This window comes from Paraburkholderia sp. RL17-337-BIB-A, assembly GCF_046025895.1.
GTDB classification, from domain to species: Bacteria; Pseudomonadota; Gammaproteobacteria; order Burkholderiales; family Burkholderiaceae; genus Paraburkholderia; species Paraburkholderia fungorum_C.
In genome coordinates, this window is record NZ_JARESY010000002.1 from 3,228,760 (window position 1) to 3,239,940 (window position 11,181).

The window sequence follows — 11,181 nt, forward strand, 5'->3', positions numbered from 1 at the left end:
TGGCGTTTGATCGACAGGCTCGAACCGAAATCAGTCGGCTATTGGGTCGAGCTTGAAGTCATCGCCATATTTCAGCGAGGCCCATGCCAATCTCGCGTTCTTTGCGGCGATCGCGATCGCTGCCCGCCAGTAGCCCCGGCGTTCGACCAGGGTTCGGACCCACCGGCTGAAGCGGTCCTGTTTCTCGCCGAGACTGGCAATGACGGCGCGAGCTCCGTTGACCAGCAGGCCGCGCAGGTAGGCGTCGCCTGCCTTCGTAATGCTGCCCAGCCGCGCCTTGCCGCCGCTGCTGTACTGCCCGGGCGTAAGTCCGATCCAGGCTGCCACCTGGCGGCCGTTTCTGAAGTCGTGCCCGGCACCGATACTGGCGAGCAACGCGCTTGCTGTGGTTGGGCCAATGCCGTGCAACTGCATGAGCCTCCTGCTACGCGCGTCTTCACGCGCGATCTCGGCGATCGCGCGATCGTATTCGAGCAGGCGGTCCTCGATATTGCCGGCATGCTCAAGCAGATCGCTGATACTACGCTTCGCCCAGCCAGGCAATGTGTCCAGATGTTCCGTGATGTGCCTGCGCAACTTATCCGGGCTCAGTGGCAGCACCACGCCGAATTCCGAGAGCAGGCCTCGCAACCGGTTGTAGGTCGCGGTCCTCTCTTCCACGAAACCTTGTCGTGTCCTATGCAGGCAAAGCGTTGCCTGCTGATGTTCGTCCTTCAGCGGTACGAAACGCATGCTCGGGCGCGTCACCGCTTCGCAGATCGCAGCGGCATCCGCCGCGTCGTTCTTGCCACGCTTGCCGGACATGCGATAAGGCGCCACAAGGTTGGGCGCCATGAGTTTGACCGTATGGCCGTGCTGCTGGAACATGCGAGCCCAGTGATGTGCGCCAGAGCACGCTTCCATCCCGATGAGGCACGCTGGCAACTGCGCGATCAACGTCACCAGCTGATCGCGCGGAACACGCGGCCGGACCAGCATCGCTTTACCTGCTTCATCTACACCATGAACGGCGAATACATTCTTGGCAAGATCGATTCCGACAGTGACAATAGGCATGGACTTCCCCTCTCGCTGGTGTTGATGAACGTTCGAAACTTCATCATGGCACGTCGATGCCGACTCGCGGCTTCCGCCGCAGCCTCGGGACGGGGAAGTCCCTTTCATTCTCTAACAACGTACTTTATGGCCTGCACTACCAGATGCAGCGTCCGCGGGGCAAACTGGTGCGGCTCGTAGCGGGTGAGGTGCTCGACGTGGCGGTTAATCTGCGGCGTAGGTCCACTACTTTCGGCCGGTGGGTCAGTGCGCGGCTATCGGCGGTCAATTGTCATCAGCTATGGATACTCCGGTCTACTCACCTCGGCAAGCCGCTCCACTTCGTCACTGTATAGCGTTGTCGCTCGGTACGGATAGCTATCTCATCGATACATTGAATTAACACTCTGTTATCTGAATCAATATGACGTCGGAAACTTGTCTTTGGCGCGTGGCTGGTTGCGGCAGAATGCGGCGGCCAGCCACGCAAGACAAGGCAACCATGACGAATCGACTGTTCGAGTCCGCTCTCGGTATAACCGCGCCTTGGTACGTCCATGGCGTGAACTTCGATGCCGCTCAGCGTCAACTCACCATTGCCGTGGACTTCGTCGCGAGCAGCCGGTTTGCCTATGCCGTAATTGCAGGTGAGCATCCGGTGCATGATACGCAAATCAAGCGTCTGCGTCATTTGAATTTCTTCCAGCATCAGTGTTTTCTGGAAGTGCGGGTACCGCGTGTGCGTTTGCCCGATGGCTCGGTACGGTTGGTCGAACCTGATTGGGTCGGGCAACTCAACGGCTTCACGCTGCTGTCCGAGGCACTTGTGCTGATGCTCGCCCAGCAGATGCCGTTTGCCGATGTCGCGCGTGCTGTCAACCTGTCGTGGCATCGGGTACACGCCATCTGTTCGCGCTACGTGGAGCTGGCGCTCGCGGCGGCTGACCTGTCGAACGTAACGGCGGTGGCGATTGACGAAACCTCGTACCGTCGCGGTCATGAGTATCCGACGCTGGTCGCCGACATGAAGGCACGGCGGGTCGTGTTCGTCACGACCGGCAAGGATGCCAGCACCATTGAACGCTTCGCGGCCTATCTAGGCGAACATGGTGGCACGTCCGGGCAAATCGACTCGGTCAGCATTGACATGTCGCCGGCTTTCATCAAAGGTGTCAATGAACATCTGCCTGAAGCGCGAGTGACCTTCGACAAGTTTCACGTCGTCGCTCACGCGTCCAAGGCGCTCGACACGGTACGTCGGCAACAACAGAAGGTCGACCCGCAACTCAAGGGCATGCGCTGAACGCTGCTCAAAGACGCGAACAAACTGAATCTGGCCCAACTGACCGACCTCGAGGCGCTCGTCAGTCAGTACAGCACCAAACGTACTGCCTGGGCATGGCTGTACCGCGAGCAACTGCGCAACATTCTCGAGCGCAAACAAATCAATGTCGTATCGCAGATGTTGCAGCAGTGGTGCACCAACGTCATGCGCTCGAAGGTCGAACCGATGAAAGACGTGGTGCGATTGATTCGCCGACATTTCGACGGAATCGTTGCCAGGACTCAGACTCGTCAGACCAACGGTTTCATCGAGGCTATTAACGGCCTGTTCCAGGCCGCCGAGCGCAAAGCTCGCGGATACGCTCGCTTCGAAACCATGCGTACTGTTCTGTTCCTCATCGCCGGAAAACTCGACTTCTCACGCTTCAATGAAAACACCTGCTGAGCCTCGTCACCCACTCCGTTTTCAAAAGAACCTCTTTGGCCACATTAATGCGCCGTTGGTCAACGCAACAGTTTGGATGCTCGGCCGCCCCGGTTCTTCGGCCGCGATCGCTGTTGCATACTCGTGCGCCGTTTTGACATCCCCGGCTTCTACTGCGGCCCGGAATACCTCGAGTTGGGCATTGAGTCGGACGTCCCCCTCGATGTTCGGAAGGTTCACCTCGATGAGGTCGATCGCTTCCCGATATTTGCCTTGACCACGCAGCGCGGACGCCTCCTGGATGAGTTCATTCGCCGTCATCGATCATTCCCCCGCTTACCAACCCCGTTTCCAATTAATCCCGCGCCTGTGAGCCCTGTGCGCTACCGGTACGCCAACCCTTTGCGGTGTTCGTGTCATTCCTTGACGACCGGCACCAGGGGTTCGCCATCCCTTCCGTTAAAGTGGGGCTCGCCTCCAATTCACGGCCACTAACGCTAGTTGCGGGTTCCCGTGCGCGCCGAGTACATACCTCGCCTTGATCTCTCGACCTATTCTCTTTTTTCCTCCATCTGAACCGACTATAGGCCGGTGTGCGGACACTTGCGTGGCTCTTGGTTTTCCGACCACAAATCGGTCTTGTTGTCCGCAGATTCAAACACCTGACTACGCGCGTATTTCCTGATGCGCGTTGTCCGCCCCCCGCCCGACATTTCGGCGAAGGATCAGCAAAGAGCTCACGTATTGGGCTGGCGGGAAAGACAAGATTTCCAAGGCACACAAGCACTCACCGAGGTCAACTAAGAATGGAAGTATGAGCGACCACCGGCGTGCCTGGAGACAGGCTGGCAGATATCAACCAGCCTCTGACGTTCGCGGACACGATAAATCTTGGATCGGCCGCCGTATGCATGCGTCGGCTAACTCTTCTCCAACGAATTCGCCCGCTTGGCGAAACAGTCGGCCCCGGGTTCGAGGAGGGCATCCATGTCATACTGAAAAGCGACCTCCGCGCCGTAGCACGGGACCACCGAAATAAGCTTGCGTGTTCAGATGAACCTCCGCATCGGTCGTGATCTCTTCTTTTGTAACCCAACGGTACTCCGAGTGTTGCAGGTCGGGCAGGCTCGCAAGTTCAATAGTACCCCGCAGCTTGTACCCGAGTACAACGTAATGAGTTGAGATGCCGGATTGACCACTAAAATTGTCCTCGTACAGATGTTCGTACACGCCAAGAAGGTCGGCGTCGGCCCGTCTGAGGTCGGCTCGACCAAGTTCCTCGCTTGCGATCCGGTGAAAGGCGCCGTCAAGACGCTCGTTCTTGCGAATGCGACCGCCCGGGACAAACCAGAAGCCTTGAGCGGGTTTGTTAACGCGGCGCCCGAGAAGATAACCGCCCATCTCGTTCTCGATGATAAGGTCGATGGCTACCAGCGGTGTTGCATCGACGACATTCAAGAACATAGGGATTGGAAGCATGGTCATTCAGCAGAAAATGATCGAGAAGAATGTTGTTACTTGTGAGGAACTCATGACAAATGGCGTGCGAAAGCGTCGATCAACGCGCGTGCCCTGTGCCAATACGTCTTCGAGATGGTTATCGCACGCATACTTCCCGCTCGTCGATAGCCGTGCACATCTTAGGAAGGATACGTTGCAGGACTGGGCCCTCTCCGACAATCTTGGGACGTTATCCGCCGTCTTCTTAGAGGTACCACCGCCACGAACGGCGCTTCATCCACCAGACTGGAAGTACGTGTGCCGCGTGTGCGCTTGCCGGACGACTCGGTACGGTTGTTGGAACCTGATTGGGTCGGCCAACTCAGTGGCTTCACGTTGCTGTTCGAGGCGCTTGTGCTGATGCTCGCTCAGCAGATGCCGTTTTCTGCCGTGGCGCGCATCGTCAACCTGTCGTGGCACCGGGTCCATGCCATCTGCTCGCGCTGTGTGGAACTGGCGCTCGCGTCGGCGGACCTGTCGGAGGTGACGACGGTGGCGATTGACGAAACCTCGTACCGGCGCGGTCATGAGTATCTGACACTGGTGGCCGACATGCACGCGCGGCGCGTCGTGTTCGTGACGAACGGCAAGGATGCTAGCACAATTGAACGCTTCGCGGCCTATCTTGGCCAGCGTGGTGGCAAGCCTGAGCAAGTCGACTCGGTCAGCATTGACATGTCGCCGGCCCTCATCGAGGGCGTAAATGAACATCTCCCCGATGCGCGGCTGACCTTCGGCAAGTTTCACGTCGTCGCTCACGCGTCCAAGGAGCTCGATACCGTGCGTCGACAACAACAGAAAGTCGAGCCGGAACTCAAAGGCATGCGCTGGACGCTGCTCAAAGACTCGAACAAACTCAACCTGGCGCAATTGACCGACCTCGAGGCGCTCGTCAGTCAGTACACCACGAAGCGCACCGCCTGCACATGGCTATATCGCGAGCAACTGCGCGAGATTCTCGAGCGCAAGCAAATCAATGTCGTCTCCGACATGCTGCAGCAGTGGTGCACCAACGTTATGCGTTCGAAGGTCGAACCGATGAAGGACGTGGTGCGATTGATTCGCCGACACTTCGACGGCATCGTCGCCTGGACCCAGACCCGTCAGGCCAACGGCTTCATCGAAGCCATCAACGGACTGTTTCAGGCCGCCAAGCGCAAGGCACGCGGATACGCTCGCTTCGAAACCATGCGAACGGTCCTGTTTCTCATCGCAGGCAAACTCGACTTCTCCGCATTCAACTCACATGCCCGCTGAAGGCCATTACCCACTCCGTTTTCAAAAGAGCCATTTTATAGTTGTGGTGCAAATAGCGCAGGCGAGCGAGAAGCCGCCCGTCTGCTCGTCAACTCAGCGAACTGAAAGCACCGACGTCCAGACGGCGGGCGCAGTGGCGTCTTTGAGGCGCAGCTTCATCAGGTTGAACTGGTCTTTGCGAATGCGATGCATCAGCTCGATGCCGGCAATGGTTGTTGCCGCGGTCCGGAAGCGTTTAAAGCTGAGCGTCACGTTCACCCGCGCTTTAAGGTTGTGATGATCCTGTTCGATCAGGTTATTCAAGTACTTCGACGATCGCAACGTTGTGCCTTCGGGCAGCAATCCATCTATCTTCATTCGCGCACTGCGCGGTGAGAATCTGCGTAGCCGTCCAGCGTGATTGTCTTGGGAACTAGCCCTTAACTCTTGATCGCTTTCGCGAAGAAGGCCTTGGTCGATTGAGGTCGTGCCGCGCCCACACTTCGCAGTCGGCAATGAAGGACATCAGTACACGCGCATACAGCGATTCCTTATCCTGAATCGCCTCGTACTCATTTATGAGGTCAACGATTTCGTTCACGATTTCCTACGTCCAGCACATACTCCGAGTTCCGCGGCGCGGAATCGTCGTTCCAGTCCGCGCTAGCGACCTATCCCAAAGCGACCCGATGGGCCTTCGTATTGCAGGCGGCCGGACGTCGCGCCGCCCGTCAACCGTGTTGCGGATGGTCATGAAAAAATGCGCCGAGGGCCACCGCCAAGTCGCGCTCGACTACTTCCGCCAATGTTTTGACGGAAGCAGTCAAATTGGATGCTAGATACTCTGTTCTGGGACCTCCGTTCTCGCGTGGTGTTAACTCGATGCAGCCGCCTTTGCGACAGGAGCGGTCGCTCTTTTTGCGCTCCCTGTCAGATAACAGCGCGCCTACTACACATTGCGTGTCGAAATCCGTCTGCGAAGCCAATTCCCGATGACTCAGCCACTCGATTTTGGCCTACTGGGGTCCGCGGAACTGTTGACCTATCTCGTCGTGTCACAATTGAAAGAGCATCGCGCTGCCGGTGGATGGCTCAGGGTTGAACACCTGCTCGCAGCTGCGCGCGGCTGGATGCGATTGAACAGCGGCGACGTTAGCTGGCCACAGCGCTTGACGTTAGCCAGCCGCGCGCAGCAACTGGCGGAACATGTAATGCGCGTATCGGAGATGACATGTGACGCGAAGACCATAGCAAGCATGTTTGTCGACGGCCTGCACCTGGACTTCCGGTCTCCAGCCGTAACCGAAATTTATTTCATCTCCGCGGCCCAGCTTCAGACCCACTAGCTGCCCACGTCGGAGCGTTCTACCGCGATGCCATCCAACGACCAGGTGCCTGACTGCGGCACCTATCGCGAAGATGGCACCCTCCGCCTAACTAATCACCTCTGGCCAACCCGACATTTGAACACGATGTGGAATGCAATCAGCAACTTTGGCGACGCTGCAGTAACTCTCCCGCTGGCAGTGGGCTGCGCGATATGGATTGCCGCGTCTGATCGGCGGGTGGCTGCTTACTGGCTGGTTTGTCTGTCAGTGGGCATGGCGATCGTCGGAGCAACGAAGATCCTCTACGCCGGATGCGGCATAGAGATCAGGGAAATCGGGTTCCGCGTTGTCAGCGGACACACGATGCTCTCGTCGGCTGTGTGGACGACTTGCATCGCGTTGTTTCTGCGCCGTTCCGGACGCTCGTCGGTCGGCATAACTCTGGGCCTCGCAAGCGGCGCCATCATTGGCGCAGCTCGTGTGTTCGAGGAAGCCCACACGGTGTCAGAGGTCATCGCAGGTTGGGCGGTCGGCTCGACCGTCGCTTTGTTCTTCCTGCGTTCGCTGGACAAGTCGCACGTTCAACTACGAGGTACTGTTGTCGCTGCGGTGTCACTTCTGCTGGTATCGGGGATAGCTTATGGACACAACGCCCCTTTCCAGTCCCTGATCGACCGGTATTCACCTACCATCTGCAGGCGCATCCTGTAAGCCACCCTTGCAGCGCGTTTTCATGACACACGTCGGGCTACCGTCACTTCTACTGCTCAAGCAAAAACCGGGTGCAAATCTGATTGGTTACGCTCGGGTTTTGACGAGCGTGAGGCGGCAATGTTAACCAAGGCTAGCGCAACCAGGAGCGCACACTATCGGTTTATCGAATACGCGCTTCTCGTCTGCCGATCCCATACCGTAGCCGGCGACCGCATCCAGGATGCGGTCGCCGGTATGGGTCGCCCGAGACTGCCCGACCGACCTCTGGCCTTATGCGCTGCGCCCCAGGATCGACAGCACGTCGGCGGCGCTGATGTCGGGCAATTGCTTGCCAAGCATGTCCCAGAAGATCAAGTCGTGCATCGCGCTGGCATCTTCGGCCACATCCCACTCGCGCGCACCGACGATGGAATCGGCGGTTTCGCAGGCGGCATTAACGATTGTCTGAATGTTTTGTCTGTGCATGAGCGCGTTAACGACGGCACGGCGGCCTTCTTGAGCCCTTTGCGCAATCGTTTGCCAAAAACATGGCCGCCATCGACATATTCCGGCCTGAGGCAGGCCAGCCGCCCGCCACGTGCGGCGATCGAGCCGACGTTGCGCCTCTTATGATAAGGGCGACTCCCGTCAAAACGGGACTCAGGAAAGTCCTACGTCGACAGCCCCAAAAGGCCTGTAGCGGAAAACACTAGCAGCAGTGTACTGGCATCAATGTCTCAATGATTTTCCTTTATATCATTCAACATATAAACCAGTTCAAAAGACGTTCTATACACTCCGCCTCAATTATTGGGAAAAATGCCGCCCAATTTTTCCAAATATTTCCGCATTATGCCGCGACTCATCCGGCATGAATGTGCACCGCGACCGTGGGCCTTCCAATCACCGAATGCCTCCAACTGACAATGTGTTGGCTAAATCAGCCATGCAATAATGGCGCCGAAAGCATATGGATAGCATGCCTTTAACAAGAATAAAGACAGAGTCGAGAGAAGGGCTTTTGCAGACCAAACATTCCGGGGGAAAAATGGAACTGGTGCATACTCTGCCGAGCTGTCCGCGGCAAAGTACAGTGGTGACGCGAGCGAGCGACATCACTCGCGTCGACATAGCGTTGTTCAATGGCTTCGCGCTGCCAAAGATCGCAGCGATTATCGAGATCTTCCAGAAGGCAAACGCACTCGTCGCAGCGCAGCGATCGGCCCGCACACGCTACGACGTTTTATTGCTTTCGGCTTCCGGTGGTCGCATTGCGAGTTCGCCGTCGGTGTTCGTCTGGACGGACAGCGTCGACTCGCACCGCGGCACAAATGACACGCACCTGCTCTTCATTGCAGGCGGTGCGGGCGTGCAGCACGCGTGCCGCGACGAACGCCTTGGCAACTGGCTGCGCCGCAGGCACCCGTTCAGCGATATCGTTCATCCGATCGCGGAAGGACGGCTACTTCTGGAAGCGGCCGGGCTTCCCAGCCGCTATTGCCCGCTTCTGTATGGCGGCAATGAAGCGCACGGTCTTTATCAGGCAAGCCCACTGACTGAAGCCGCCAACCGCCGTGCACACAGCGCTGCGCGTCATCGAAGAGGATTTGGGACCGGAGCTGGCGCGGCTGGTTGCCGAATCCGTCGCGCCCGAGCACAGGACGCCCTTCAACTCGTCAATGACCGACAATGCGACGTCGCAAGTCAGCGACAAGATCATGGCCTCGGCGCGTTGGCTGGAAGCCAATGTCGATCGCCCTATCTCTATCGACGACGCAGCCCAGGTCGCAGCAATGAGCGAGCGCAACTTCCTGCGGCGCTTCAAGAGCGAGACCGGCATGACGCCTTCCGACTATCTGCTGCGAGCGCGCCTGAACATGAGTTGCCGGATGCTTCTCGAATCGCCTTTGCCCGTCGACAAGATCGCCCGGCGCTGTGGTGTCGGCAGCGGTGGCCAATTGGCCAAACTGTTCAGAAAGTATCTGGCGACGACACCGACCGACTACCGGATGCGCAAAATGGCACCTCCGGGTGGCTCGTCCTGAGTGTTTGCAGTGAGCAACCTGGCTCGGCATGCGAGCGCATCGCGCGGAATCTTCACTGTTCAATCCCGGGCGGCGCACTCGCAATTGCCCATCGCGGCGCTCACTGGCGCCGCACTCGAGAGGCGCACGTCACGCATGGCGAACGACGCTACCGCTGTAAAGTCGTAAGCGCGCAATCTAGGGACGGTCTGCACAACCCATTTCCTGTGAGTCGGCGGTTTGCCGCGCGCGCCGCATCCACACTGCAAACATGCCGCAACCTTGACCGCAGGTTTTGATTGGCCAAGGTGACTCGCGTTTGCCAGCGCACACGGCGTCCATGCCTTCGTGTTTCACGCTTTGCGCAATTGCTTACGCACCATCCACAGGTTGCCCAGCGCGAACAGCGTCGTGATCTGGGCACTGTTCTTCATCAAGCCCCGGTACCGGGTCTTCGTATAGCCAAACTGCTGCTTCAGGACGCGGAACGGATGCTCTACCTTGGCCCGGATGCCGGCTTTAAGGCGTTCAATCTGATCGAATATCGCGTCCAGACGGTCGTTCAGATCCAGTTGCTTTCGCCTGGGATGGCTTCATTGCGACATGCCAGCGCGCTGAACCCTCCTCGCATCGCTTGTGAATACCCTGATAGCCGGCGTCAGCGTAGACATCCGTTTCTTCGCCATGCAACAGCGACTGGGCCTCATTGATGTCGGCCATGTTCGCCGCCGTGCCGATAACCGTGTGAACCAGGCCCGACTCCGCGTCCACCCCGATGTCGGGTAGCGGTAGCGCATTGCTGCGCCACCGCCCCCTAAGAACCGGACGTGCGAGTCGCCCCGCATCCGGCTCAGCCACTCGGCAGCCCCATCGGATGGGACCGGGCAATCAACCAGCGATCGCGGTTCGACGACGGGCAAAGTAAGACGACCACGCAGGGTCAAAGGGATTTGCCTGACCACGTATCTTCACGTGCCGAACAATTGGAATCATCGTAGCTCGAAACAGTCGGATGACCCCGCGATCTTTGGTTCGCGCGGTAAACGCCCAGGTACGATGTCCCTCTACGTGGAAGTATTTTTGCTTCACCCAACCCGTGCCTTTCGTGGGATGCCGACGCATAGCCCATTTCCATAAGAGCTGCCAGATGTGAGCGTCTACCGACGTAAAATGAGACTTGGAAACCACATGACGGTGATACATGGCCCAACCCCGAATAACAGGGTTGAGTTGTAGAATCAGGTTCGTCTGTGTAGCGCTCCTGTGCTGCCTCACGATCTCCCTAACCTTTTCCAGAAGTGCCTTCACACTCTTGCTGGCTGGTTTGATAAGCAGCTTATCCGCGTACTTGCGGACATTCTGCCCGAGGAAATCGAACCCATCGGCAATGTGAGTAACGCTGGTTTTCTCATCTGAGAGTTCCAGCCCCCGAACAGCCAGGAATTGCCTGACCGCAGGGAGTACGTTCTGCTCCAGAATTTCTTTCGAGACTCCGGTCACAACGAAGTCGTCCGCATACCTGTTGACGTTGACTTTGAACCTTCTGCGTGCGCGTTGCGTCGGCCCCACGCTGGCATCTACTGCTGCTTCGAGTCCGTCCAACGTCATGTTTGCGATGACGGGCGAGATAGCTCCGCCAACAACATAGCAAACTCGC

Annotated in this window: 8 protein-coding genes and 6 pseudogenes; 6 read left to right on the top strand and 8 right to left on the bottom strand. The window is 58.0% G+C overall.

The window, feature by feature from the left end:
* Positions 1–30: 30 nt before the first annotated feature.
* On the bottom strand, positions 31–1,056 hold the full coding sequence (locus P0D84_RS35040) for an IS110 family RNA-guided transposase (RefSeq protein WP_408337964.1): 1,026 nt from the start codon (positions 1,054–1,056) through the stop codon (positions 31–33).
* Positions 1,057–1,112: 56 nt separating this feature from the next.
* Here P0D84_RS35040 and P0D84_RS35045 point away from each other — a divergent pair, with 56 nt between their 5' ends.
* Together P0D84_RS35045 and P0D84_RS35050 are read left to right on the top strand one after the other, a co-directional pair.
* The gene (locus P0D84_RS35045) at positions 1,113–1,391 is read left to right on the top strand and encodes a dTDP-4-dehydrorhamnose 3,5-epimerase family protein (protein ID WP_408344598.1); all 279 of its coding nucleotides are present in this window, start codon (positions 1,113–1,115) and stop codon (positions 1,389–1,391) included.
* A gap of 146 nt (positions 1,392–1,537) precedes the next feature.
* Positions 1,538–2,764 (top strand): annotated as a pseudogene (locus tag P0D84_RS35050) (ISL3 family transposase).
* Positions 2,765–2,785: 21 nt separating this feature from the next.
* Here P0D84_RS35050 and P0D84_RS35055 read toward each other — a convergent pair.
* Together P0D84_RS35055 and P0D84_RS35060 are read right to left on the bottom strand one after the other, a co-directional pair.
* The gene (locus tag P0D84_RS35055) at positions 2,786–3,064 is read right to left on the bottom strand and encodes a hypothetical protein (RefSeq protein ID WP_408344601.1); all 279 of its coding nucleotides are present in this window, start codon (positions 3,062–3,064) and stop codon (positions 2,786–2,788) included.
* Positions 3,065–3,733: 669 nt separating this feature from the next.
* The gene (locus P0D84_RS35060) at positions 3,734–4,222 is read right to left on the bottom strand and encodes a GDP-mannose mannosyl hydrolase (protein ID WP_408344604.1); all 489 of its coding nucleotides are present in this window, start codon (positions 4,220–4,222) and stop codon (positions 3,734–3,736) included.
* 267 nt (positions 4,223–4,489) lie between these two features.
* On the opposite strand from P0D84_RS35060, the pseudogene P0D84_RS35065 reads away from it, so the two are divergent.
* Positions 4,490–5,500: pseudogene (locus P0D84_RS35065) on the top strand (ISL3 family transposase); the annotation flags it as partial.
* A gap of 93 nt (positions 5,501–5,593) precedes the next feature.
* On the opposite strand, the pseudogene P0D84_RS35070 reads toward P0D84_RS35065, so the two are convergent.
* A pseudogene (locus P0D84_RS35070) lies at positions 5,594–5,809 on the bottom strand (DDE-type integrase/transposase/recombinase); the annotation flags it as partial.
* A gap of 707 nt (positions 5,810–6,516) precedes the next feature.
* On the opposite strand from P0D84_RS35070, the gene P0D84_RS35075 reads away from it, so the two are divergent.
* Positions 6,517–6,825 (top strand): hypothetical protein, encoded by a 309-nt coding sequence (locus P0D84_RS35075; RefSeq protein WP_408344607.1) that lies wholly within the window; start codon positions 6,517–6,519, stop codon positions 6,823–6,825.
* Between the two features lie 126 nt (positions 6,826–6,951).
* Complete coding sequence (locus tag P0D84_RS35080; protein ID WP_408346281.1) at positions 6,952–7,518, top strand: phosphatase PAP2 family protein; 567 nt, start codon at positions 6,952–6,954, stop codon at positions 7,516–7,518.
* Between the two features lie 273 nt (positions 7,519–7,791).
* Here the strand turns inward: P0D84_RS35080 and P0D84_RS35085 are convergent, their stop codons facing one another.
* A complete protein-coding gene (locus P0D84_RS35085) occupies positions 7,792–7,986 on the bottom strand; it encodes a hypothetical protein (RefSeq protein WP_408344610.1) in 195 nt (64 codons plus the stop codon).
* A 562-nt stretch (positions 7,987–8,548) separates the two neighbouring features.
* On the opposite strand from P0D84_RS35085, the pseudogene P0D84_RS35090 reads away from it, so the two are divergent.
* Positions 8,549–9,545 (top strand): annotated as a pseudogene (locus P0D84_RS35090) (GlxA family transcriptional regulator).
* Positions 9,546–9,877: 332 nt separating this feature from the next.
* Here the strand turns inward: P0D84_RS35090 and P0D84_RS35095 are convergent.
* The 3 genes and pseudogenes from P0D84_RS35095 to P0D84_RS35105 form a co-directional block, all read right to left on the bottom strand.
* Positions 9,878–10,301 (bottom strand): annotated as a pseudogene (locus P0D84_RS35095) (transposase); the annotation flags it as partial.
* A 111-nt stretch (positions 10,302–10,412) separates the two neighbouring features.
* On the bottom strand, positions 10,413–10,832 hold the full coding sequence (locus tag P0D84_RS35100) for a group II intron maturase-specific domain-containing protein (protein ID WP_408346284.1): 420 nt from the start codon (positions 10,830–10,832) through the stop codon (positions 10,413–10,415).
* A gap of 60 nt (positions 10,833–10,892) precedes the next feature.
* Positions 10,893–11,165: pseudogene (locus P0D84_RS35105) on the bottom strand (reverse transcriptase domain-containing protein); the annotation flags it as partial.
* Positions 11,166–11,181: the final 16 nt, after the last annotated feature.